The sequence below is a fragment of the Flavobacterium cellulosilyticum genome (genome assembly GCF_004349355.1).
Lineage (GTDB): Bacteria > Bacteroidota > Bacteroidia > Flavobacteriales > Flavobacteriaceae > Flavobacterium > Flavobacterium cellulosilyticum.
On record NZ_SMFK01000006.1, the window covers coordinates 180,554 to 206,485 of the forward strand.

21 protein-coding genes and 1 riboswitch are annotated in these 25,932 nt (G+C 34.5%); of the genes, 7 read left to right on the forward strand and 14 right to left on the reverse strand.

Annotation, left to right across the window (positions count from 1 at the left end):
* The first annotated feature begins 44 nt into the window (after window positions 1–44).
* Window positions 45–680 carry a leucyl/phenylalanyl-tRNA--protein transferase gene (gene aat / locus E0F76_RS11450; protein ID WP_132005857.1) on the forward strand — a complete coding sequence of 212 codons (636 nt, stop codon included), beginning with the start codon at window positions 45–47 and terminating at the stop codon, window positions 678–680.
* A gap of 5 nt (window positions 681–685) precedes the next feature.
* The gene (locus E0F76_RS11455; protein ID WP_132005860.1) at window positions 686–1,474 is read left to right on the forward strand and encodes an MOSC domain-containing protein; all 789 of its coding nucleotides are present in this window, start codon (window positions 686–688) and stop codon (window positions 1,472–1,474) included.
* On the opposite strand, the gene E0F76_RS11460 is transcribed toward E0F76_RS11455, so the two are convergent.
* From E0F76_RS11460 to E0F76_RS11500, 9 genes are all read right to left on the reverse strand, one after another.
* Window positions 1,471–2,181, reverse strand: coding sequence for a HesA/MoeB/ThiF family protein (locus E0F76_RS11460; protein WP_132005863.1), 711 nt, complete (start codon window positions 2,179–2,181; stop codon window positions 1,471–1,473). The genes E0F76_RS11455 and E0F76_RS11460 overlap by 4 nt on opposite strands.
* An 88-nt stretch (window positions 2,182–2,269) precedes the next feature.
* Complete coding sequence (gene thiH / locus E0F76_RS11465; RefSeq protein WP_132005866.1) at window positions 2,270–3,391, reverse strand: 2-iminoacetate synthase ThiH; 1,122 nt, start codon at window positions 3,389–3,391, stop codon at window positions 2,270–2,272.
* A 65-nt stretch (window positions 3,392–3,456) separates the two neighbouring features.
* Window positions 3,457–4,227: a thiazole synthase gene (locus E0F76_RS11470; RefSeq protein ID WP_132005868.1), complete on the reverse strand. Its 771-nt coding sequence runs from the start codon at window positions 4,225–4,227 to the stop codon at window positions 3,457–3,459.
* Window positions 4,214–4,846, reverse strand: coding sequence for a thiamine phosphate synthase (locus tag E0F76_RS11475; RefSeq protein WP_132005871.1), 633 nt, complete (start codon window positions 4,844–4,846; stop codon window positions 4,214–4,216). The genes E0F76_RS11470 and E0F76_RS11475 overlap by 14 nt, the downstream gene beginning before the upstream one ends.
* Window positions 4,839–5,594, reverse strand: coding sequence for a hydroxymethylpyrimidine/phosphomethylpyrimidine kinase (locus tag E0F76_RS11480; RefSeq protein WP_132005874.1), 756 nt, complete (start codon window positions 5,592–5,594; stop codon window positions 4,839–4,841). The genes E0F76_RS11475 and E0F76_RS11480 overlap by 8 nt, the downstream gene beginning before the upstream one ends.
* Window positions 5,585–6,166 carry a thiamine phosphate synthase gene (locus E0F76_RS11485; protein ID WP_132005877.1) on the reverse strand — a complete coding sequence of 194 codons (582 nt, stop codon included), beginning with the start codon at window positions 6,164–6,166 and terminating at the stop codon, window positions 5,585–5,587. The genes E0F76_RS11480 and E0F76_RS11485 overlap by 10 nt, the downstream gene beginning before the upstream one ends.
* A gap of 84 nt (window positions 6,167–6,250) precedes the next feature.
* Window positions 6,251–8,074: a phosphomethylpyrimidine synthase ThiC gene (gene thiC / locus E0F76_RS11490; protein ID WP_132005880.1), complete on the reverse strand. Its 1,824-nt coding sequence runs from the start codon at window positions 8,072–8,074 to the stop codon at window positions 6,251–6,253.
* A gap of 334 nt (window positions 8,075–8,408) precedes the next feature.
* On the reverse strand, window positions 8,409–8,615 hold the full coding sequence (gene thiS / locus E0F76_RS11495) for a sulfur carrier protein ThiS (protein WP_132005883.1): 207 nt from the start codon (window positions 8,613–8,615) through the stop codon (window positions 8,409–8,411).
* Window positions 8,616–8,680: 65 nt separating this feature from the next.
* Window positions 8,681–8,777, reverse strand: a riboswitch (TPP riboswitch).
* A 52-nt stretch (window positions 8,778–8,829) separates the two neighbouring features.
* Complete coding sequence (locus tag E0F76_RS11500) at window positions 8,830–9,408, reverse strand: DNA-3-methyladenine glycosylase I (protein WP_132005886.1); 579 nt, start codon at window positions 9,406–9,408, stop codon at window positions 8,830–8,832.
* A 148-nt stretch (window positions 9,409–9,556) separates the two neighbouring features.
* Between E0F76_RS11500 and E0F76_RS11505 the strand changes: the two genes are divergently transcribed.
* From E0F76_RS11505 to E0F76_RS11515, 3 genes are all read left to right on the forward strand, one after another.
* Complete coding sequence (locus E0F76_RS11505) at window positions 9,557–10,096, forward strand: SRPBCC family protein (RefSeq protein ID WP_132005889.1); 540 nt, start codon at window positions 9,557–9,559, stop codon at window positions 10,094–10,096.
* Between the two features lie 10 nt (window positions 10,097–10,106).
* A complete protein-coding gene (locus tag E0F76_RS11510; RefSeq protein ID WP_132005892.1) occupies window positions 10,107–10,823 on the forward strand; it encodes a 3-ketoacyl-ACP reductase in 717 nt (238 codons plus the stop codon).
* Window positions 10,824–10,946: 123 nt separating this feature from the next.
* Complete coding sequence (locus tag E0F76_RS11515) at window positions 10,947–11,237, forward strand: 4a-hydroxytetrahydrobiopterin dehydratase (RefSeq protein ID WP_132005895.1); 291 nt, start codon at window positions 10,947–10,949, stop codon at window positions 11,235–11,237.
* A 434-nt stretch (window positions 11,238–11,671) separates the two neighbouring features.
* On the opposite strand, the gene E0F76_RS11520 is transcribed toward E0F76_RS11515, so the two are convergent.
* The 5 genes from E0F76_RS11520 to E0F76_RS11540 form a co-directional block, all read right to left on the reverse strand.
* Window positions 11,672–13,657, reverse strand: a complete 1,986-nt coding sequence (locus tag E0F76_RS11520) for an alpha-L-arabinofuranosidase C-terminal domain-containing protein (RefSeq protein WP_132005898.1) — start codon at window positions 13,655–13,657, stop codon at window positions 11,672–11,674.
* 208 nt (window positions 13,658–13,865) lie between these two features.
* The gene (locus tag E0F76_RS11525; protein ID WP_220398917.1) at window positions 13,866–15,950 is read right to left on the reverse strand and encodes a beta-galactosidase; all 2,085 of its coding nucleotides are present in this window, start codon (window positions 15,948–15,950) and stop codon (window positions 13,866–13,868) included.
* A 43-nt stretch (window positions 15,951–15,993) separates the two neighbouring features.
* Complete coding sequence (locus tag E0F76_RS11530) at window positions 15,994–17,376, reverse strand: glycoside hydrolase family 30 protein (protein ID WP_220398918.1); 1,383 nt, start codon at window positions 17,374–17,376, stop codon at window positions 15,994–15,996.
* A gap of 254 nt (window positions 17,377–17,630) precedes the next feature.
* A complete protein-coding gene (locus E0F76_RS11535) occupies window positions 17,631–19,094 on the reverse strand; it encodes a RagB/SusD family nutrient uptake outer membrane protein (RefSeq protein ID WP_132005904.1) in 1,464 nt (487 codons plus the stop codon).
* A gap of 11 nt (window positions 19,095–19,105) precedes the next feature.
* Window positions 19,106–22,126 (reverse strand): SusC/RagA family TonB-linked outer membrane protein, encoded by a 3,021-nt coding sequence (locus E0F76_RS11540; RefSeq protein WP_132005907.1) that lies wholly within the window; start codon window positions 22,124–22,126, stop codon window positions 19,106–19,108.
* Between the two features lie 407 nt (window positions 22,127–22,533).
* Here E0F76_RS11540 and E0F76_RS11545 point away from each other — a divergent pair, with 407 nt between their 5' ends.
* Window positions 22,534–25,404: a helix-turn-helix and ligand-binding sensor domain-containing protein gene (locus E0F76_RS11545; protein WP_132005909.1), complete on the forward strand. Its 2,871-nt coding sequence runs from the start codon at window positions 22,534–22,536 to the stop codon at window positions 25,402–25,404.
* A 295-nt stretch (window positions 25,405–25,699) separates the two neighbouring features.
* Window positions 25,700–25,932 (forward strand): ISAon1 family transposase N-terminal region protein (locus E0F76_RS11550; RefSeq protein ID WP_456236438.1); only part of this gene is annotated, 233 nt, incomplete at its 3' end.

The following is a 25,932-nucleotide window of genomic DNA, read 5'->3' on the forward strand; positions in this document are numbered from 1 at the left end:
AAATGTAAATTAGCTTTGCCAAATTTATACTTTTGTTCTAAACTATGTATTTTTTATCTAAAGAATTATTGTTCCCTCCTGTTTCCCTTACTAATGAAGAAGGAATTCTCGCCATTGGTGGCGATTTGTCTCCAGAACGATTACTTCTGGCTTACAATAGCGGCATTTTCCCTTGGTTTGAAAAAGATGACCCTATTCTTTGGTGGTCGCCAAACCCCAGAATGGTTTTGTTTTTGGATGAATTAGTAGTTTCGAAAAGTATGCGAAAAATCTTGAATCGAAATATTTTTACAGTCACTTTTAATGAAAATTTTCGGGAAGTGATTTCGAACTGTCAAAAAATAAAACGCCAAGGTCAAAACGGAACTTGGATTACTAACAATATGATTGAAGCTTATTGTAAATTAAACGAATTGGGAATTGCAAAATCAGTAGAAGTTTGGCAAAATGACCAATTAGTTGGCGGATTATACGGCATCGATTTGGGACATATTTTCTGTGGTGAAAGCATGTTTTCTACAGTTTCAAATGCTTCAAAAGCGGCTTTTATTAGTTTGGTAAAAGAATTAAAAAACAACAATTACCAATTATTAGATTGTCAGGTATATAACGAACATCTGGAAAGTTTGGGCTGCCGCGAAATTGGCAGAACGGAATTTATGAAGCTTCTAAAAAAATAAATGTTATGAATTATGTTGTGACAGAATTGTTTATCTATCCCATCAAAAGCTTGGCTGGAATTACTGTCGACAGTGCCAAAGCTGAGGAAATGGGTTTTGAAAACGACCGCAGATGGATGTTAATGAATCAAGAAAATCAGTTTATAACTCAACGAGAAAACCCCATTTTAAGTCAGTTTTATCCTGAAATTAAAGGAAATAAAATAGAAATTTCTTTTGAAGATTCAGTCCACGAATTTTCAATAAGCGAAAGTTTAGAGGAACCTCTTCTATCAAAAGTTTGGGACGATGAAACTGTGGTTCAAGAAGTAAATAAAGGAACTTCAAAATGGTTTAGTGAAGCACTTGGCTTTCGTTGCAAACTGGTGAAAATTGTTAACAAAGGCGATAGAAAACACAAGAGCGAAAAGCTTCATAAAACACTCAATGTAAGCTTAGCGGATGGTTTCCCATATTTGTTAATTGGCTCTGAAAGTTTGAATTTTTTAAATGAAAAACTGGATGAAAAAACAACAATTAACAGATTTAGACCTAATATTGTCATCAGTAGTACAATTGCCCACGAAGAGGATTCCTTTGACACCTTTCAAATAGGAAATGTACACTTCATAAACGCAAAACCTTGCGGAAGATGTGTGATGGTTAATAATAATCCAGAGACAGGTGTTGTGATGAAAGAACCTTTAAAAACCTTAAGCACCTACCGTGTAGTTGATAATACTGTTTTTTTCGGAACCAATATTATGTGTATAAATGAAGGCCCAATTGCTGTGGGTGATGCGTTGCATTTCTAAAATTTCAACTTAGCAAAACTCCAATTCAAAGAGTTAAAAAGCATCAATTCATTTTCTAATATCGGTAAATCCATAATGAGTTTTAAGGTTTCATGTGCCATCATCGTTCCAATCATTCCAGGTAAAGTTCCTAACACCCCGTTTAGATTACAATTTGGAACGTCCTTCGGATTGGGTGGCTCTGGAAATAAATCCCTAAGGTTTTTACTTCCTTGATGATTGAAAACGGCCAATTGACCTTCAAATTTTAAGATACTACCATACACCAATGATTTCCCCAAAGCCACACAAGTATCATTGACCAAATAACGAGTAGCAAAATTATCGCAACCATCGACAATAACATCAAAATCTTGAATAATATGAGTGGCGTTTTCAGTGGTTAGTTCTTCTTCATAAGCAATAACTTTAATCAAGGGGTTCAAAGTTTCTAAAACCGCTTTTGCAGTGGTGGATTTACATTGGCCAACTTGGTTTTCAGTATATAAAATTTGACGGTGCAAATTGTGGATTTCTATTTTATCAAAATCTACTACCCCAATGGTTCCAACTCCTGCTGTGGCAATATATTGCAAAATCGGACAACCCAAACCACCTGCGCCAATGACAAGTACTTTAGCGTTTTTTAGTTTTTCTTGACCCGAATCGCCTATTTCTGGCAACATGGTTTGCCGGTTGTATCGTAAAAATTCTTGTATTACACTCATTCTATTTAAGTCTTAAAGTTTGAAAGTCAAAATGTCGAAAGTTTTAAGCTAATCTATATTGTAAAGTTGAGTCTTTTGACTTTGGACTTTATGACATTTGACTGTATACTCTGTCCCAGTCTTTCCAAACGGGTTCATAGCCACGACTGGAAATAAGTGCTGCAATTTCATGAGCGGAACGCTCATCGCTGATTTCAAATTGTTCCAAAGATTGTGGATCCACAACATAACCACCCGGATTGGTTTTAGAACCGGCACTCATACTGGTAATTCCTAGCGGAATGATGTTGTTTCGAAATTTTTCGTTTTCACGGGTTGATAATGAAATTTCTAAATCCTCATTCCACAATCGATAAGCACAAATAAGCTGCGCCAAATCTTTATCGTCCATGATGAAGTTGGGTTTTATGACACCTTCGGCAGGACGCAATCTCGGAAAAGACACGGTGTATTTGGTTTGCCAATAGGTTTTTTGAAGGTAATCCAAATGCAAGGCGTTGAAAAAACTATCGGTGCGCCAATCTTCTAACCCTAATAAAACTCCCAAACCTATTTTGTGAATTCCCGCCGAACCCACTCTGTCGGGAGTTTCTAAACGGAAATCGAAATTGGATTTCTTGCCCTTAGTATGGTATTGTTTGTACACATCGCGATGGTAGGTTTCCTGATACACCAAAACCGAATACACTCCAGCAGCATGTAATTGTTCGTATTCTTCAGTAGATAATGGCTGCACTTCGATGGAAATAGTCGAAAAGTCATTTTTTATTTGCGCCACCGATTTCAGAAAATAATCAATATTCACAGTATGGTTGGCTTCGCCAGTTACTAATAAAACGTGGTCGAATCCCGCCTTTTTCAATTCTGCAATTTCTAATGTGATTTCGCTTCCAGTTAGTGTTTTTCGTTTGATTTTATTGTCCAAACTAAAACCACAATAGGTGCAAATGTTTTGGCATTCGTTACTCAAATACAAAGGCGCATACATTTGGATGGTTTTGCCAAAACGCTTTTTGGTTAACTCGTGACTCAATTGAGCCATTTGTTCCAAATAAGCTTGGGCAGCTGGCGAAATTAAGGCCAAAAAATCATCTATATTACGATTGTTTTTAGCCAATGCTTGCTCGACATCTCTTGCCGTAGTTTGGTATATCTTGGATTGAATAGTATCCCAGTCGTACTGTTCAAAAACCGTTTTGAATGTGTTCATTGTTAATATATTTAATTCAATCCTGTCAGGGTTTTGAACCCTGACAGGGTTGAATAGTAAAAAAATTACTCATACAAAAAAGCCGTTAGTGGGCTCGAAGCCACTGCTTGACTGTATTGTTGTCCCAATTTGGCTTCAAACGCTTTTCTTCCTGCAATTACAGCTTCTCTAAAAGCTTCCGCCATTAGTTTTGGATTTCCCGCAACGGCTATTGCGGTGTTTACCAAAACAGCATCAGCACCTAATTCCATTGCTTTGGCAGCATCAGATGGAGCACCAATACCAGCGTCGATAATTACGGGAACCTTAGATTGTTCGATGATAATTTCTAAAAAATCAATCGTTTTTAATCCTTTGTTGCTTCCTATAGGCGAACCCAATGGCATTACCGCCGCTGTTCCTGCATCTTCTAGTCGTTTGCATAAAACCGGATCGGCGTGGATGTAGGGCAAAACGATAAACCCTAATTTGGCTAATTCTTCCGTCGCTTTCAAAGTTTCAATAGCATCCGGCATTAAGTATTTTGGATCGGGATGAATTTCCAATTTCAACCAATTCGTTTCTAAAGCTTCTCTGGCTAATTGTGCTGCAAAAACAGCTTCTTTAGCATTTCGTGCTCCAGAAGTATTAGGCAGCAAATTAATATGCGAATGTTTAAGATGTGATAAAATAGCGTCGGTTTCGGTTTCTAAATCGATGCGTTTGAGTGCTACGGTAACCAATTCACTTCCAGAGGCTAAAATAGCTTCTTCCATTTGTTGGTTGGAACCGAATTTTCCTGTTCCTAAAAAAAGGCGAGAATCGAATATTTTGTCTCCTATTTTAAATATTGACATATAATTTTTCGTTAAGTTGTGTTATAAGTTCAGCTGGATTAGTACTTGTTGTAATTAATCCCGAAACTGCAATCCCGTGAATCCCTGTTTCCATAAGACTTTCGACATTTTCAAGCGAAATGCCTCCAATGGCGTAAATTGGAATTTCGACCTTATCGAATTTCATTTGCTCGATAATAAAACGATAGCCATCTAGTCCTAAAATCGGACTTAATTTTTCTTTTGTTGCTGTAAATTGAAACGGACCTAAACCAATGTAATCACAGTTTTCAGTTGCTCTTTGAAGAACGTGTTCGAAAGTATTGGCCGTTCCTCCTATGATTTTGTTTTTTCCTAAAAGGGTTCTAGCCTCTTCAATATTCATATCACTTAAACCCAAATGTACCCCGTCAGCATCCAATTGCTTTGCTAAATGAACATTATCATTGATGATAAAAGTGGCTAAATATTCATTGCATAACGTTTTAACGGCTTCCGCCAAAGTGAAAACTTCGATAGCATTTTGGTTTTTGAAACGCAATTGAATCCAATCGCAACCACTGTCCAATGCCTTGTGAATGTTATATAATTGTGCTTGAACCGTATCTCCTTGGGAGATATATTGTAATTTGTTATACATGATGGTATCCTAATTTAGATTGGTTGGTTAATAAATAGTTTTCTATATAAATTTTGGCATTGCTACAAGCCATTTTAACATCTTGATCTAAAGCTAAATTGGCAGTTATAGCCGATGACAATACGCAGCCAGAGCCGTGTTTTTCATAAATCAAAGATTCTTTTGGCGAAAGCCTGAAAAATGAATCAGCTAAGTATAAATAATCAACACCCATTTCTTCTGGATTATGCCCTCCTTTTAGCAAAACAGCACAATATATAGCTAGATTTTGAGCGATTTCGGCCGGATTTATTTCGTCAAAAGAAAGCTTTTCAATCTCATAATAGTTGGGCGTAACCAAATCTATATTTTCTAAAATTTCAATTAAGCTGGATTGGTTTTCGATGTTTAAAAAATCAAATTCAGTTGTTGATTTTAAAACCGTATCCCAAACCATTTTTGTTGTTGGCGAAAGCCTTTTAATTGCAAAAACAATTTCTTTTAAATAATCCAAAGAAGGAACAATTCCGATTTTCACTGTCTTGATTTGGTAATTTTCGAATAATTTTTCTATCGATTTTAAAACAAAATCCAAGTTGGTCCATTGCATTTCAAAAAATTCATTTTCTGTCTGAATGGTATTGCCAGTATTTATGGCAAAACCATACACCCGATGTTGTTCGAATGTTTTGATGTCTGCCAAAAGTCCAGCTCCGCCACTAGGATCAAAACCGGCAATTGTAAGCACGAAAGGGCGATTTACTGACATAATTTAAAATTTTCTATAGGATTTGCATTGTTCCAAATAGCCCCTAAAACAGCCACTTTATCAAAACCTTGAGCAATTGTTGTTTTACTATTTTTTGGAGAAATTCCTCCTAAGCCAACTAATTGAGTTGCGAAATTTGTTCTGTATTTTATCGCTTCAAACAAATCAATGTTTGATTGATGACCCACTTTTGAAATACTCGGAAAAACAGGACTCAAAAAAGCATATTCAAATATGGCATTCAATTTATTGAAATCTTCAATTGAATGTGTTGAAGTCGATAATCGAAAACCTTTTTGATTGTAAAAATACAAGGTTTCTAGATTGATTATTTCTCTTGATTTTTCTGTAAAATGAAGTCGAGAAACTCCTAATTCGTCCGCTAATTGAGGATGACTGTGCAAAACCAATTTATAGCGAAAGTCTAAACCAATTGAATTAACAAAAGCTACCATTTCAGCTACTGTAAAGTCTGGTTTTCGAATGTGAAGCAACTCCAATCCATTCTCAAAAAGAGCGTGGATGGTGTCGATTTCATTGACTATTGCCGTTGGATTTGTGATTACAATCATTTTAATTTAAGATGAGAGATGAAGGGCGAAGAGATAATAGATTCGTTTTAGTCTATCGTCTTTTCGTCTATTATCTAAATTCTTTTAAACATAAATTTCTTTCCCCTTCTCAATAAACTCTTCTGATTTCTCTTGCATTCCTCTTTCGGCTTCCGCAACGTCACGAATTTCTTGAGAGATTTTCATCGAACAGAATTTTGGTCCACACATCGAGCAAAAATGGGCTACTTTGGCACCATCGGCAGGAAGGGTTTCATCGTGAAATTCACGTGCTGTATCTGGATCTAATGATAAATTGAATTGGTCTTCCCAACGGAATTCGAAACGCGCTTTGCTCAAAGCATTGTCCCGGTATTGCGAACCTGGATGTCCTTTGGCTAAATCAGCAGCATGTGCGGCAATTTTATAAGTGATTACACCGTCTTTTACGTCCTTTTTATTCGGTAAACCTAGGTGTTCTTTTGGGGTGACATAACACAACATCGCGCAACCGTACCAACCAATCATAGCAGCTCCAATGGCAGATGTAATGTGGTCATAACCCGGAGCAATATCCGTAGTTAATGGCCCAAGGGTGTAAAAGGGAGCTTCGTCACAATGTTCCAATTGTTTGTCCATGTTTTCTTTAATCATGTGCATGGGCACGTGACCCGGTCCTTCGATAAAAACTTGAACATCGTGTTTCCAAGCGACTTTTGTTAGTTCGCCTAAAGTTTCTAATTCGGCGAATTGTGCAGCATCATTGGCATCAGCAATAGAACCCGGACGCAAACCATCTCCTAATGAAAAAGCGACATCGTATTGTTTCATGATTTCGCAAATGTCTTCGAAATGGGTGTATAAGAAATTTTCTTTATGGTGAAACAAACACCATTTGGCCATAATCGAACCACCACGAGAAACAATTCCAGTAACACGGTCGGCAGTCAAGTGAATGTAACGCAATAAAACACCGGCGTGAATAGTAAAATAAGAAACCCCTTGTTCTGCTTGTTCGACAAGCGTATCACGGAAAACCTCCCAAGTTAAATCCTCGGCAACTCCGTTTACTTTTTCCAAAGCTTGGTAGATAGGCACAGTTCCGATTGGCACTGGAGAGTTACGGATAATCCATTCTCTAGTTTCGTGAATGTTTTTTCCAGTAGATAAATCCATAATCGTATCGGCTCCCCAACGGCACGCCCAAACTGCTTTTTCTACTTCTTCTTCGATAGAGGAAGTCACCGCACTGTTTCCGATGTTGGCATTAATTTTTACCAAGAAATTTCGTCCCACAATCATTGGTTCGCTTTCAGGATGGTTGATGTTGTTTGGAATAATAGCACGACCTCGGGCTACTTCGGAACGAACAAATTCAGGTGTGATTTTAGATTTTGGGGTATTGGCTCCAAAACTGTGTCCGCCGTGTTGGCATTGCATGGCTTTGGTTTGGGCATTGATTTGTTCGATGCGTTGGTTTTCACGAATGGCAATGTATTCCATTTCGGGAGTGATGATGCCCTGTTTGGCATAATACAATTGAGATACATTAGCGCCTTTTTTGGCGCGCATGGGTTTGTGCAAATATTCGAAACGCAAGTCGTTTAGTTTTTCGTCATTGAGGCGTTTTTTCCCGTACTCGGAAGATATTTCAGTTAGTTCTTCGACATCGCCACGATCCAAAATCCATTGTTCACGGATGCGAGGCAATCCTTTGCGAATGTCGATTTCGATATTAGGATCGGTAAATGGCCCTGAAGTATCATAAACAGTTACGGGAGGATTTTTTTCGATGCGACCATTCGACATTTTAGTGTCGGCTAGTGCAATTTCACGCATCGCTACTTTTATAGGGTGAATGGTTCCGTCTACGTAAATTTTTGTAGAATTGGGAAACGGGGTTCTTGAGATTTTTTCTTCGTTGTTCATGTTTTTTGTCTTAAAGTTAAAAAGTTGAATGTCTTAAAGTCTATTATATTAGTGTTGTTGTTTGTGAATAAGGGGGAAACCGATGAAACGGACTCGCTAAAGAGAATACACAGATTTTTTTATTGAAATTATCATTGCTATTGCCGTTGAAATTGTCATTGAAATTGAAATTGCTATTGATTCCTGCTAGGGATAGAAAAGGAAAGCCCGTAAAGGCAAGACCGTAAAAAAAACAAGGAGTAGAAAAGCGACCAACGGAAGCTCTTTCTGGGACTTTGTTTTTTTGAGGTTTTGACTGCGGACTTGAAATGGATTGCCCGCTCGAGCAGCCCTATTATCCTCCTTGTGTTGCTGAAATAATGAGAATGTCGTCGGTTTCTTGGATGAGATGGGAATTCCAATCGGATTTTGGAATAACGGTATTGTTGATGGCTAGGGCAATTCCGTTTTGTTTTTCGGGAATTTCCAAGTCCAAAAGTGCTTGAACAGTGAGACTGTCTGCGGCGAATTGTTTGTGTTGATTGTTGATTTTTAGCTCCATTCCTGTTGAATTTAGTATGTAATTATACTTTAGGAATGGCTACTATTGCCCCAAAATGGGACTACGGAAGTCATCTTACTTTTTCCTACGCTAGTATGAACTAGATCAGGTTCGAGGGTAAAATCTCAGCCTACAATTTTGTAGACACCCCTAAAGTGTGATGCAAATGTAATTAAAAAGTTTAAAGGTTTAAAGGTTTAATTGTTTAAAGTTGTTACAGATGTAACTTAGTTTGAGAGAATTTCCAGCAATCGGCGACATGATCGTTGACCATTCCAGTGGCTTGCATGTGGGCGTAAACAACGGTGGAACCTACGAATTTGAAGCCTCGCTTTTTTAAATCTTTGCTAATTTCGTCAGAAAGTGGTGTTGTAGCTTGAACTTCACTTAAGTTTTTTCGATTGTTGTTCATGGGTTTTCCATCGACAAAAGCCCATATGTATTTGGAAAAACTACCGAATTCTTTCTGAATTTTGATGAAATTTTGAGCGTTGGTTACCGCCGAATACACTTTGAGTTTGTTTCGAATAATCCCAGCATCCAATAGTAATTCTTGGATTTTGTCGTCGGAATACTGGGCTATTTTTATATAATCGAAATTATCGAAACCTTTGCGGAAATTTTCTCTTTTATTTAAAATAGTAATCCAACTTAAGCCCGCCTGAAAGGTTTCTAAGAGTAGGAATTCGAATAATTTATGATCATCATACACCGGAACTCCCCATTCTTCGTCGTGGTATTTTTGATACAATTCGCTAGAGTTGCACCAGCCGCACCTTATTTTATCGTCCATTAGAATATTATTTTGAAATCAAATGTACTAAAAAACTAAGCTGAAACTATTTTGGAAATTATCAAATTACCTAAATTTAATTCAAACCTCCACGTAGACAAATAAAAAACAAGTAAATTTGTTATTCAACTTATAAAACAAATTTCAGATGAAAACACTAAAGAAAATTGTAATTGTAATTTTGGTTATCATTGCTATTCCGTTAGTAACTGCTTTGTTTGTAAAAAAGGATTATGCGGTAGAACGAGAAATCACCATTGACAAACCAAAAACAGTCGTTTTTGATTACGTGAAACTGTTGAAAAATCAAGATCATTACAGCAAATGGGCAACCATGGATCCAGCGATGATAAAAACCTATCGTGGTACGGATGGAACTGTTGGTTTTGTATCGAAATGGGAAAGTAAAATGGATGATGTTGGAGTTGGAGAACAAGAAATTAAAAAAATAGCCGAAGGAGAACGCATCGATTTCGAACTACGCTTTTTTAAACCATTCGAGGCCACCGAACCAGCATTTATGACTACCGAAGCGGTTACGGATAATCAAACCAAAGTAAAATGGGGTTTTAGCGGTCACATGAATTACCCGTTGAACCTTATGATGCTGTTTATGGATTTTGAAAAAATGATAGGAGACGATTTGCAGACTGGATTGAATAAATTGAAAATTGAATTAGAAAAATAAACACAAAATAATGGAAAATTTAAAAGGAAAAAAAGCAATTATAACTGGCGGAAGTAGAGGACTTGGCAGAGCTACAGCAATTGCATTTGCAAAAGAAGGCATTGATGTAGCCATAACTGGCAGAAATGAAAAAAGCTTGCAAGAAACAGTTACTGAATTAAAAGACTACGGTGTAAATGCGACTTTTGCAGTATTTGATGTTGGTAATTATGAGGAAGTTAAAATAGGGATTAAAAGTATTTTAGCTGATTTGGGTGGTGTCGATATTTTGGTAAATAATGCTGGAATTGCAGCTTTTGGTTCCTTTAACGATATGGAAGTTAGCCAATGGACTGCAATTATACAAACTAATGTTATGGGAATGTATTATGTAACCAAAGAAGTGCTACCCCACTTAATTGAAAAAAATCAAGGGGATATTATTAATGTCTCCTCTACAGCTGGATTGAGTGGTAATCCAAATACGTCTGCCTATTCGGCATCTAAATTTGCTGTGATTGGTATGTCGGAATCATTGATGAAAGAAGTGCGCAAAAACAATATTAGAGTATGCACCTTAACACCAAGTACCATTGCTTCTGATATGTCATTAGAATTAGGTATCACGGACGGAAATATCGAAAAAGTTTTGCAACCCGAAGATTTTGCCGAATTAATCGTGACTAGCCTACAACTACCGAGAAGAGCGATGCTGAAAAGTGCTTCATTGTGGTCGACAAATCCTTAAAAAGGATAATTAATATCTTTGATTAAGATTTGTTTTAAACATTTATTCAAAAAAATAACAATATTTGAAACCTCAATTATAAATAGATTACCTCACTGTATTATCCATTTAAATCAAGAAAAAATGAAAAAACTAAACCAACAAGAAATTACAGCAAAAATGTCAGCAATAGATTCGGCATGGGAAATAAAAGGCAAATTCATTAGTCGTGAATTTGTTTTTAAAAACTTTGTAGAAGCGTTTTCGTTTATGACAGCAGTTGCATTGATTGCTGAAAAATCTGCACATCACCCCAATTGGGAAAATGTATATAACAAAGTGACTATTTCCCTTAGCACCCACGATGCCGATGGAATTACAGAAAAAGATATAGATTTAGCGACTGCTATTGACAAGATTTCTAATAGAAACTAATAAAGCTTCTTATTCACACTGTGAAAGTTAATAACTATTAAGGAAATTATGATATATAGGTTTTGGAATTTATAGGTAGTGCTATCCGAAACCTTATTTAATTATAGCTTTTTCTTTAATGATTTTTAAAGCGTGAAAAAGTTTTAATAGCGCTAGTTTTCATATGTCTTTATTTTAATTTATTTTGCTTCATTACAAAGCGATGGTTTAAATTAAATGTAGTACCTATTAAAAACTAAAATACCCCGGAAGTGAACCTTTCGGGGTCGCTAACGTATCCGTTTTGTAAAACAAGGCACACTTATACCTAATTATGACACAGACAACCAATAATCTGTAGAAGATCGTTAGCAATTTTATTTAGTTCCAGATAGAATGCTCCATTACAAAGCATTTTTTTATTTCAATTATTTATATCATTATAAACCTTAAAATTATCTCATTTTTAAAGTCAAAACAGAAACAGAATGAGGTAATAAACGGATCTGTGCATTCTTTCCTTTCAACTTAATTTCGCTTTCAGTAGGACTAATTTTTTTCGGGGATTCAAAAGAATTGACATCGTCTAAATTTGCACTTGTAAGTGTTGTTACCGTCCCTTTGTCAGCTACTTTACTACCTTTAAAATCGATGTTTAGCTCTTGTGCATTTGCTGATGCGTTCACCAATTTTACAATTACTTCTTTTGTGTTGGCATCTTTTACTGCTGAAGCAAAAAGATCATTTTGACCAGTCACTGGCTTCCCTTCTTTGGTAATTGCTACTAAATCAGTCCCTTTATTGGTAGAAAATAATTTTTGAACATAGTAATTTGCCGTGCCATACGCTTCCAAATTATTGAACCAAATCATATCTGGTGTCCATTGCCAAGCCTCTACGTGAGCCATTAATGGCGCGTATGAAGTTAAATTCACTACTTCAGCATTCCTTTCTAATCCAGTCATAAAGGCCGCTTCAGAAAACGCACATTCCCAATTATTTTTGTTATCTGGACTTGTAATACCTACACTTTGAGCGGCATATTCCCCTGCGAAAATTTTTGGACCCTTTCGATCATAATTGTCATAACGAGTCGCATTTTCTCTAAACCATTTCGGGCTACTATAATAATGTTCATCTACAACTTCAGCATTTAATTTTTTTAGCTCTTTCATACCATAATCAAAAAAATCTCCTTCGGGTGCTGGTCCAGATCCTGAAACAATCGTTATATTTGGGTATTTCCCCTTTATGGCTTTTTCAAAAACTTTGTATCTAGCGATGTAATCCGGTCCCCATTGCTCATTTCCAACACCAATCATTTTCAAATTGAATGGTTTTGGATGTCCCATTTCAGATCGTACGCTACCCCAAGGAGTTTCAACTCCACCATTAGCAAATTCGATTAAGTCTAAAGCATCTTGAACATAAGGATCTAATTCTTCCATTGGAACCAATTCAGCAGTATTAAATTGACATGCCATTCCACAACTCAAAATAGGCAATGGCGTAGCTCCAATGTCTTCGGCAAGTTGAAAATATTCGAAAAATCCTAAACCAAAACTCTGAAAATAATCTGGTGCTGGTTTATGTACAAATTCGGTATTCCATCGATTGATAACTGTTTCTCGTTTATCCACATCTCCAATTGATTTTTTCCATTGGTAACGTTGTGCCAAAGTTCTGCCTTCGACAATGCAACCTCCTGGAAATCTCAAAAACCCAGGTTTCAAATCGTATAGCAACTGAACGATATCTTTGCGTAAACCATTTTTTCTATGGTTCCAAGTGTCATCTGGGAACAGTGAAATCATATCTAAATCAATAGTACCTGTTCCTTCGAAAGTAATTTTTAATTTCGCTTTTGCTTCAGTTTGAGTGGCTGCAAATTGAGCTGTATAGGATACCCAGTCATTAGAAGTTGGTACAATGCTAGTTTCTCCAAGCACTTTATTGTCTTTATCAATAAATTGAATAATGATTTTTTTGATGGCTCCATCGTGGTTTGCCGCTTTTAGAGAAACGTTGTAACGGGCGTCCTTTTTGATTCCCATTCCTCTAAATCCCTCATTAACTAGCTCATATCCTATGTCATCATTTACTATAACTCTGCAAAATCTAGGGTTTTTATTGTTTTCTACTACTTTGATAATTGTAGCAGTACCCGATTTTGCATTGAATGCATATTTTTCAGTTTTTGGCTGATCCCAACCCATAAGTGGTACTTCAAATTCAAAAGAACGATTTTTTATCATTTCGGCATACAAACCTCCATCAGCAGCAAAATTAATATCTTCAAAAAAGACACCATACATTGTAGGTTGGATTTTAGTTATTGTTTTGGCAACATCAACTTCTAAAGTTGTCGATTGAGCACTAGCAAAAAAGCTGGTAAGCAATAGCCCGCAAAAGGAAATTTTTGAAATTATGTTATTTTTCATTTTTGAGTATTTAATTTATTAATCTTCATTTTCGTAATTTATCCAAAACAACCTATTTACCACTTAGAAAGAAAGCGTTCCATTTTTTTTGAACAATTTTGTTTAAAACTTGTATAACTAACTTTCCTTCTTCAAAAGCTTTTTAGCTCCTAGAATCAAAAGATTCTACACTTATCGATTCATCGATTTAGCTGTTTATGATCCCCCATTATTTCCCTTCTATTTCAATAATTTTAACATTCCAAGGTGCGAGAGTTAGCTGTTCGTCTTTGCTTATTTTTTGATTTGTTAAAAGTTCTGTTCCTTTGCTGAAAGGGTATTTCATTTCAACAGACTTATCCGAATAATTCATAATATATCGGATTGTTTTTCCTTCTGAATTAATACCGTCTTTAGTAATTATTGGAAAAGCCAGATTTTGTTTCACATCCCAAAGCCCTGCTTTTTTCACTACGTCTTTCATAACTGCTTCCAAAAGTTTCTCACTAGTCATCGCTCCTACATAAGTTGCTAGTCCTTTTCCATATATATTTTCAGTTATAGCTGCATAGTCCTTCCAAACTGGGTGGTCATAATAAGCCAATACTTTTGCAGTAGATGGTTTTATCAACTCCATAAAAGTGTGAATCTTATTTTCTGCACCTACATTAAATGGATCGTCTTTAAGTGAAACATTTTCAGGCACAGTAAATTGACTGTAGGTAATACCACAAGCTTTATTAATAATACCTGGTTGGATAGAACTTCTAACTTTAACATTTTCATTTGATGAACCACTTTGAAAAGAGTAGACAATGTGTCCTCCTTTCGCAACAAAAGCATTTAACCTTTCAAGCAATTCGTCTGGTGCAGCATATAAAACTGGTACTACTATGAGTTTGTATCCTGAAAAATCCGTAACAGATGGATCAATAAAATCTACACCTACATTCATTTTAAAAAGTGCATCATAATAAGGACGTAAAACATCATTGTATTTAGTTTTAAAAACCATCTCAAAATTATTAAATGCAGTTTGAGCCTCATTACTAAATAGTAGAGCGACATCATTTTTCTTTTTTAAATTAATTAACTTACTACTAAGTCTTTGAAAATCCTTGCCTATAGTTTTAGCCTCATTGTATGTTGGATTGGGTTCAAAATCATGACTCAATAATCCTTTCCAATAGGTTTCAGCTGAATTATGGATAGAATGCCAGTGCCAATAGGCAACCATGTTTGCTCCTGAAGCCAAATGACTGAAAGCTTGCAGTCTTAATTGTCCTGGATATGGAACCCATTGCGGAAAACCTTGTGCCTCAGTTTCGATAACAAAATAATTTTTCCCTCCTTTCATAGAACGAGCTAAGTCTCCAGCAAAGGAAATTTCAATTCCTGTAAGATGATCTTGCGTAGGGTGATATATATCTACTCCGGCAATATCTAAAGCTTTGGCCGCATCAAAATGATTTACATCCGTCTGTATTCCGTACGAAAAGCCTCTCCAATCCAAATCAAAATTATGCGTAACAAACTGATTTGGTTTTGCATATTCTTTTATAATAGCAGTTTGCCAAGCTAAGAAATCGGTTACCAGTTTTCTCTGAAATTTAGAAAACTCAGCATTTAAGCTGGCATTTATAGAACCTACTGTTGATGGAAAATCATCCCAATTATTAATTCTGTTGCTCCAATAATCAAGTCCAAATGCACTATTAAGTGAATCTAGGGTGAATTTTTCTTTCATAGAGGCAACAAATGCCTTTTGTACATTATCACCTGCGGTATCATAATGTTTTGTTTCATTATCGACTTGATACCCAATTATTGCAGGATGATCTTTGACATGCTCCATTATTTTCCTGATGACACGTTCTGCATGTAATCGAAAATGCTCATTGGTAATGTCCATTTTCTGTCTTGCACCATATTGATATTGTCCGTTGGCAGTTGTAGCCAAAACAGAAGGGTGTTTTTTTACCAGCCAAGTGGGAACTGCATAAGTAGGAGTCCCAATAATTACTTTAATATTAGCTTTATACATGGCGTCAAGCACACGATCGATATGCTTGAAATCAAATACATTGTCTTGTGGTTCGACAGTACTCCATGTCGATTCTGCAATTCGAACACAATTAATTCCAGCCTCTTTCATCATTTTAATATCCTGCTCCAATCGGTCAAAAGGCATGTATTCGTCATAATAAGCTACCCCAAAAAGTAGTTCGCTTTGCTTATATTGAGCAAAAGAACTGTTAATGGTTATGACTAAAAAAAGAACTAACAGGCTTATTTTTTTGAATGTAGTTTTCATATATTTTTAATAATAAGGTTGCCAAAATTGTATTATATTCTATTTAATTGATTCTAATTGTATTGAATGAATCTGCTTGTAGGACAATTTCATAATAGATATCATTTAATTTAACCGAAACTTTTCTTTCATTGGAATTTTCATTCTGAATAATCATCACGACACTTTTATCTGGATTTTCAAAAGCAAGTAGATCTTTAAACTCGCCTGTTGTCTCCAATAATTTTGCTCCAGGCAAAACAAAATGGCTGACATGTTTCAACAAATAATATTCGTGATTGAATTTATAGGTATGATTTTTTGTATCAACACTAACCAAACTATTCTGTTTCCAGCCCCAAGTACTAATTCCTCCATCTTTTAAAGTGGTGTTCCAATACATATAGGCATTAGCTCCATTTTTAATATAATGTTTCATCAAGTTCCATGAGTATTTACAAGCCTTCCAGTCATTATCACCATTGCCACACTCCTGCTCCGTTTGATACAATCTTAAATTAGGATATCGTTTATGAATTCCAGGAATCGCCTCTTTCCCTGCCCATTGAAAACCTACTCCCTCAATATATTTACTAGCGATTGGGTCTGTAAGAATACTGTCAACAAGTGCTTCCGAAGGGCGTTCCATTGTTCCAAACATAAGAGCAACGTCTAGCTTTTTCATTTCAGGTCCCAAATATGAACCTATAAATTGAGCCAGGCCAGAGGAGGTCCAAGTACAACTTGGAAAAACTTGTGCCGAATTAAATTCGTTTTGAGGCATAACCATATCGATATTAATATCTTGATTGCGATATGCCTTTATAAATTTGCTAAAATATTGAGCATAGGCCTTAAAGTACTTGTCTTCTTGTATAAACATGTTAGTCCCTTCCTTACCTTCACGCGCGACAGGCAATCCATTGTTAATTCCCCTAAAATCCATTCCCCATTCCTTAGATTGTAAATCCGAATCACCAAGAAGGCTCTTGGATGCATAATGCTTATTGTATTTCATCCAAGTAGGCGGCGACCATGGCGATGCCCAAAGTTTAAGTATAGGATTGTATTTCAAAGCATTTTTAATAAAGGGAACTAAAGTTTCTAAATCATTAGAAATACTGAAATTTTTCATCAAAAAATCACCTTCAGTTTCATCATAAGAATACCATTTTAGAGCAAAATCATTAGCTGCTATTGGCATTCTGCATATTGTGAAGTTTGCTCCAAAACCTGGTTCAAACAACTCTTTCATAATTGCCTCTTTGTCATTGTCACCTAACTGCTTAAGTGATGTCCATCCAAGTTCATTAAAACAAGTTCCAAATCCTTCGATTGTCTGTAAGCTGTTAGAACTGCTAATTCCAATATCTGTTTTTGTCATAGAATTAATAACAACAACTGAATTGTTAACCTGCCAAGGCACAGACTCAGTTGTTGCTATCATTTGTATTTTTTTTTGCGCACAAGCAACTAGCGAAAAGGCAAAGAAAAGTAATAGAAATTGTTTCATGTTGTTTTTATAAAAGTTCAATAAAATAGAAAGTTAAGTCCCGTTTGAATTGTATTTAAAGCTTACAAAATAATGAAGCTAGAAAAAGGAACTAATTATTAAAAGAATAATGATTTAGAAAATAGTCCCCTGTTTGTAAAACAAGGGACTATATAGTTCTAAATAATTAGTACGTTAGATTCAAAACACTAATAACCGGTGTTCTGAGGAAGAATATTACTGTTTTTTTGAATATCTGCTAGAGGAATTGGCAACAGCTTATGAAAAGCTTGCATATTATAATTCAGATTTTGAAGACTTGAATTTACTTGACTATTCATCAAATTTACCATATTAATTACTCCATTTGCATCTGCACGTTTTAGATCATTCCATCTGGTACGTTCGTAAACCAATTCCAATCGTCGTTCTTTAAGAACTGCTATAGCTAATTCGCTCTTTGTAATAGCAGTAGTATTTGCTAATCCAGCTCTATTTCTGATTTGGTTTAATAAAGCTTTAGCCTCAGCAAGATGATCTAGTTGTACATTTGCCTCAGCTGCCAACAAAATGATATCAGAAAGTCGGATCATCACTAAATTGTCACCGTTAGTCCATGTATCACTATATGAAAATTTACCACAAAATGGAATTGCTTTACTGGTATCCCATGCATTTAAAGGCATAGTAAAAGCAGCTCCAGAAACCTGCCAATTGAAAGTAGATTTATATCTTGCGCCATTATCTCCAGCATTATTAAATGCTTTTACAAGGTCATAAGAACCTATTTGACGTTTTGGCCAGTTGTCATTGGGTCCATAAGACAGAACATTTAATTTCCAAACATTGTAAGGAGATCCATTTGAAGGAACCTGCAATTCAAAAATAGATTCCGTAGTGTTCTTATTAGCAAGTCCAAATAATTTAGAATAATCAGTAACTAATGTATATGGTCCACTAATAACTTTGTTACAATAAAGTAAACAATTTGCATAATCACCCATTTGGGCATAAGTTTTAGCCAATAATGCTCTTGCCGCTCCTTTTGTAGCTCTACCTTTATCACCATGATAAGGCAAATCGTCCAATGTGGTTTCAACATATTTCAAATCTGTAATAATTTGAGCATACACTAAACTGGCGCTAGTTCGAGAAGGGTAATAATTTCCATCATTTGTAGCGTTAAGAATTAGCGGAACATCACCCCAAGAGGTCACCAGCCAATAATATGCATGCGCTCTTAAAAAAGTAGCCTCTGCTATTATTTGCTCTTTTCTTTTAGTACCATCCCATTTTGGGTCATTGATAGGTTTTACATTATCGATGGCAGTATTAGCAGCTGTAATATGTTTGTACAATTCTTGCCAACTTAATTGCAACTCCCCATTAGAGGATGTAAAAGTGAAATTTTCTAACGGTTGTTCGACAGCGTTATCCCCATTGACATAGGTATTGTCTGATATAGCTTCGGTAGTAAAAAAGTTACTATACGTAAAATAATCTGGTACTGCATTATAAGCACCATTTAATATGCTTTCAGCGTCAGCAGCTGTAGTTAATGATCCAGCAGCCAATTCCGACTGAGGTGCTCTGTCTAGAAAATCCTGAGTACATGACGAAAGAATTATTGTCAATACAAAGAATTGAATGTATTTTGATAAATTAAGTTTCATAATATTATTTTTTATAATTGAACATTGATACCCATAGTAAAAGTCTTCGATGATGGGTAGGTTCCTTTGTCAACTCCAAGTGACATAAGTGATGATCCAGAACCAGCATTTTGCGCCTGATTATTTGTTCCTTGTCCGTCACCGTTAACTTCAGGATAATACCCTTTGTAATTGTGAAGCGTCACCAAATTTTGAGCTGTAGCAAAAACTTTAAACCCTGTTAGCCCTATTCTTTTAGTGAACTCATTCTCTATTTGATAACTTAACGTTATATTTTTTAATCTAACGAAAGAACCATCTTCTATATAGTTTGAGGAAACTCTATTTTGCAACATAGTAGCGGCTGCTGTATTTGTTGTTCCATTTCCAAGTGCTCTAGGAACACTTGTTATATCTCCAGGTTTTTGCCATCTGTTTAATACTTCAACACTTTCATTAGCATAACCAGATAAAGCTTCAATTTCCATTCTTGGAGTATTGTAAATTTTATTTCCTTGAACACCATCTATTAGAAACGATAACGAAATTCCATTGGAGGTAAACTCATTTGTAAAACCAAAAGTATATTTTGGCAAAGCCGACCCAAGATTCATCATTTCATTACTATAAACCAAATTACCAGTTTGTGGGTCAACACCCTCAGATTTATATCCCCAGAATGTTCCAAGAGGATAACCATTCTTGATCACTTGAGTATATAGAGGTACTTGACTTCCAGCAACAAGAATTGGTCCTGTTTGGAATGTTGAGTTTGAATCTAAACCTACTATCTTATTATCGTTTTTAGAAAAATTAAAATTAGAATTCCATCCAAAGTTCTTTTTATCGATAATTTTTGCATCTATAGCAAACTCAATCCCTTTATTAATATCAGATCCTGGTAGATTCATTGCAATAATAGAACTTCCTGAAGTCATTGGTAATTGCAGGGTAAAAATCATATCTTCCACCTTCTTATGATAATAATCAACCGTAAGATTTAAACGATTATCTAAGAAACCTACTTCTACACCAAGATTAGTCTGTGTCGCTGATTCCCATTTTAAATCTGGATTCCCCAACTGAGCGGCTGGCTTGATACCTGGAGCTATATCCGTTGAATTGTAAGCATATGGCGCTCCTGCATTAAGCAAGCTATAAGAAGGATAAAGCATGGTATATGGAGGTAAATTACCCGTTTTTCCCCAACCAGCACGGATTTTTAGATTTTGCATCCATTTTACATCTTCCATGAACTTTTCATTAGAAACTTTCCATCCTGCAGATAAGGCAGGGAAGTTTCCGTTCACCACATTTTTACCAACTCTAGAAGATCCGTCACGACGAAACGTAGCTGTAAACAAATACCTGTCGCCATACCCATAATTTATTCTACCAAAATAGGAGTTGGTAGACCAATCATATTGTGACGTTCCAATTCGGAAATCAGAACTGGCTGCATTCAAAGTTTCGATTGCACTTGTTGCAAAACCGGCTCCATGTTGAGTTGATTTCGAAATTGATTCATTCATTGCTGAGGTTCCAAAAATAACATCAAAAGAATGTTCTCCAAAAGACTCTTTGTAATTTATTGTGTTATCCCACTGCCATCTGAAAACCTCATAAAAGGTACTATCCCCTCCACCTTGAGTACTACGACCTACCAAACTACTACTTGGATTTAAAAAATAATCGTATTTCGAATTTTGGACAACACCATTAATCTGATTTCTATAAGTGATATTATTAGACAACTTAGCCTCTACAAAAGCATTCCCCAAAAAGTTATTTCCAATAGTTTTATTCGTATTGTTATAAATTAATGATATGGGATTTTCTCCAGAATAATAATTACTCACTCCATACACACCAGGAATGGGTGCATTTGAAGGCATTTTAATTGGAATATACTCAGGAGTAACAAGCGCACTAAGTACAACACCACCAAAATTAGCAGAAGCATTGTCTTTAATTGATCTTTGATTGGTTCTATCATAGTTAATAGATCCACCCATTTTTATGCTTTTATTTACATCTTGATTAACGCTTAAATTAGCAGAATAACGCTCGAAATTCGACTCTCGAATTATTCCTTCTTGTTTAAGATGCCCTATGCCTAAGTAATAAGTTCCAGTATCTGAACCTCCTGAAGTATTTACATTGACACTTGATTGTGCTGCATTGCGATATATTAAATCCTGCCAATTGTTGTTAGTTCCTGCTAAATCATAATAATTTGGGACACCGGGATCAGTACCTAAAATCTCCTTTTGCAAATCGAACCATTGTGAATTATTTAAAACAGGTAATTTTCTAACAATTTGTTGAAATCCACCATAATAATTGATTGCCGTAGTGGATTTCCCTTTTTTTCCTTTTTTGGTTGTAATCAATACTACTCCATTCGTTGAACCAGCAGCTCCATAAATACCAGCAGCAGAGGCATCTTTTAAAACATTTATTGATTCGATATTATTAGGATCAATTCCTTTAACATTACTTGTAAGAACACCATCTACAACATATAATGGCTCACCTCCGTTTGGAGAACCCATTCCACGTATACGAACAGAAATTGTACCTCCAGGTGATCCAGATGAGGATGCAACCTGAACTCCAGCTGCTTTCCCAGTCATCGCTTCTACGGCATTTACGATAGGTCTGCTTGACACATCTTTAACTTTAATATTGCTTATTGCAGAAGTAACGTCCTTTTTCTTTTGGCTTCCATAACCAATTAAAACTATTTCATTTAAACTTGTTGCCTCAGATTTGAGTACAATATTTAGTTTAGTTTGTCCTTTTACTTGAGTTTCAAAATTAGAATAACCGATATAGCTAAATACTAATACCGCTTTTTCATTGGTGCTGATTTTGAAATTACCATCAAAATCAGTTGAAACACCATTATTAGTTCCTTTCTCTAAAACATTTACACCAGGTATTGGGAATTTTGCTTCGTCTAATACCGTTCCGGTGTAAACTTTTGTCTGAGCCTGTGTACTAAAAGCTATTAACAAAAGTAAAATCAAAAAATATTTATATTCTCTCATACATTCATAATTTAAATTGTGGTTAATTTTTAATTTTTGGTTATTGATTTAGTTATTGATTTCAATAATTAAATGCGTTTTTAATAATTTCATTTTTCATTATTTTAAAGTTAATATGTTATTTTATTGTCGCAAAAATATAACTGTTTTTATGATTATAGCAATTACAAAGCAATACAAAAACCAAACAATTTAGATTTAACAACCAAACAAAAACCAAACATTTTTTATTTAAACCATTAATTACAAATACTTAAACTAATTTAATACTGTGTTAAATAATGTTAATTTAAAATAATAACAATACATTAGTAGAATAATTGAAAAATGCTAATCAATTTTAAATGTGTATGTACCATTTAAAATTAATTGTACAAAAAATTTCATACAACCTATCTACTACCCTTATGAATCTTATAAGAACTATTATCATTCTATACTTAGTTTTGTTTTCTAATATTCTATTGGGACAAGAAAAAGTGATTGGTCTGCCTGAAATTAGAAATTATAAAAAAGCAGATTACAATGGAGATCCTCAAAATTGGGAAATTGATCAAGACAAGAACGGAAATCTTTATTTTGCAAATAATAAAGGACTTTATCAATTTGATGGATTCTCTTGGCACAAATACAGCTTACCAAATTCTGGCTTAATTCGATCTTTTAAAATTGACAAATCGGGGAAAATCTTTGTGGGAGGTGAAAATGAATTTGGATATTTTAAACCCAATTTAAAAGGAAAAATGGAGTATTTTTCTTTATCGAATTCAATTAATAAAGTGAACCTTAAATTAATGGATATTGTTTGGAAAATACACCTATATAATGACGAAGTGATTTTTCAAACCTTTGTAAAAGCCTATATTTTAAAAGGAAACAATTTAACTTTATTAGCTCCCCCAAGTCGATTTCAATTTTCATTTCAAGTTAACAACCGGTTATATTTTCAAGATCATAGCTTGGGAATTCTTGAATATAAAAATGGAAAACTATATCCTATGCAAGGAACCACTTCATTAAATGGAGATGAAATATGGGGAATATTCCCTATGCCCGAAAACAAATTATTAATTGCAACATTAAACAATGGTCTCTATTTGTACGATTATAAAAAAATAATCCCTTGGAACACGCAAGCCAATACATTTATACAAAAATATGATTGTTTAGGAGGTACTACTCTTAATAATAAATTTATTATTCTTAATTCATCAACAAACGGTATTATAATATTTGATACATCTGGCAAAATAATACAACATATAAACCATGAAAAAGGCCTTCATAACAATACTGTACTTGCCTCATATGTAGACGACAAAAACAACCTTTGGTTGGGTTTAAATAATGGTATAGCCTATATTAACGAAAACTCGCCTAATACGCATATGGGCTACAGTTATGGATTAAGTACTGTGTATGCTTCGGCCATATATAAAGAGAATATTTATGTTGCTACTGATCAAGGTCTCTACTACCATTCTTTAATAGACAACCATAAAGAAGAAGCTTTCAAATTTGTTGAGGGAACTTCAGGGCAAACATGGAACATACAAGTGATTGACAATCAACTAATATGCGGCAGTAATAAAGGTGCATTAATAATAGATAATGGCAAAATAATTAATAAGATTAACAGTCTGGGACACTTATATTTTAAAAAAATCCCCAACAAGCCCGATTTTATGATTGGAACTAATTACAACGGATTCGGACTTTATAAAAAGGTTTCAAATAATTGGCAATTTATAGATCAAATAGATGGGATTAATAGCTACCCCTATTCATTTGCGATAGACAACAAATACATATGGTATAAAAAGGATGATTTAATCTACAGGTTGACTATATCAGAAGACATGAAGAAATTTGAAAACATCAAAACTTACAAAAACATTTCAATTATAGATAAAGTTATTGGAAGTATTCAAAACATTAACAATGTAATATATTTCCAAACCAACAATCATTTCTATACCTATTCAGCTAGCAAAGAATCATTTGTTAAAGATGAAAAATTAAGTGCTATTTTTAAAAACATTCCCAAAATAAAATCATTAAATGAGGATGCAGATGGGAATTTATGGTATGTCTTTAATGAATCGTTAGGGGTATTAATGAAAGATCAAAATGATAAATTTAAAAATGTTGTAGCTCCCTTATCTAATTTTACGGGAAATTTGGTTACTAATTTTTTTTCTGTTTCAACCATTAATTCTGAAAATATATTTATAGGTTTAACCGATGGTTTAGCCCATTATAATTCAAAACAAAAAAATAATTATAGCAACAAACCAAAGGCTATTATACGAAGTTTTATCCATTCAGGAGATACATTAATTTTAAATAATGGTCAAAAGAAAATAGACAAACACAAACTTCCATATAAATTTAATAATGTAAAATTCACCTTTTCATCGCCAACGTACGAGAATCTTAATAATGTAGAATTTTCTTTTCTTTTAGAAGGCTTTGACTCCAATTGGAGCAATTGGTCTAATACCGCAGCAAAAGAATATACCAATTTACGTGAAGGCAATTATGTAATGAAATTAAAAGTGCGCAATAGTTATGGCGTCCAGTCTGATGAAACTTCGTTATTATTTTCTATTTCACCGCCTTGGTATAGGCATTCATTAGCTTACTTTATTTATATCGCATTTATATTTTTAAGTATTTATTTTATACGCGAAAGAATGAAAATAAAAATCAGAAGGAACAAATACTATCAAACCGTAGAACAAAGAAAGTTGTATTTGGAAAAAGAAGCAAAAATACGGCTTGAACAATATGAACTAGAAAGAGAAATCGAAAAACTTAAGAATGAAAAACTTAAGGAAAAAATATTAGTTAAAGACAAAGATCTTGTAAGCAATTCGTTGCAGATAATTAAAAAAAATAAAGTTTTAAATGGAATTATGAGCAAGTTAAAAAATATTAACGAGGAACCATTTGAAGCATCAACGAAATCTCAATTTACTAAATTAAAAAAAAGTATAGCACAAGAAGTCAGCTCTGAAAATAACTGGGGAAATTTAGAAAAACATATAAAAAATGTTCATTACGATTTTTTAAAACGATTAAAAGAGAAACATCCAAAAATTTCCTCAAGAGAACTTGATTTATCTACCTATCTCCTTATCAATATGTCAACCAAAGAACTAGCAGAAGTCATGAATATTTCAACTGGAGGAGTTGAAGTAGCACGATACAGATTAAGAAAAAAATTAGGACTCAATAATAAAGAAAATCTACATAGTTATTTGATGAATATTTAATAACCTTATCTATTTTACAATAAAGCATAAACAAAAATGGTTTATGAAAATCTAGAGTCGCTCCGAAGTGAATTCACTCCTATCTTTTTAGAAGTAATTATTTAATAAACCAACAGAAAAGCAACTTCTGCTCCTGATAGATATGCTTAAACGAAATTGAACGGAAGGAAAAAAAATTCTAGTTTTAATCATATAATTGGATCAGGAACACAACTTGGGGAGAAAAATAGGATCAAGTCTAAAAGTTGTGGGGAAATATTAAATTTCGATATTTGTATTTCAAAATTATATAGAAATGCAAGACTCTTTTATTGAACTTCTCAAATTGTTATTACCTGAAATTATTGTTGATTATTTCGAACTTACTTCCTATAAAAAAGGGGAAGAAATTCTTCATCTTTATTTAAAAGAGATCAATTCTATACCCAAAGAATATCGTCAAGCTAAATTAAGCTCCAAAGGTTTTTTTGATGAGATAACTGTTCAAGACTTTCCTATTCGTGGACATCAGGTTTATCTGCACATCAC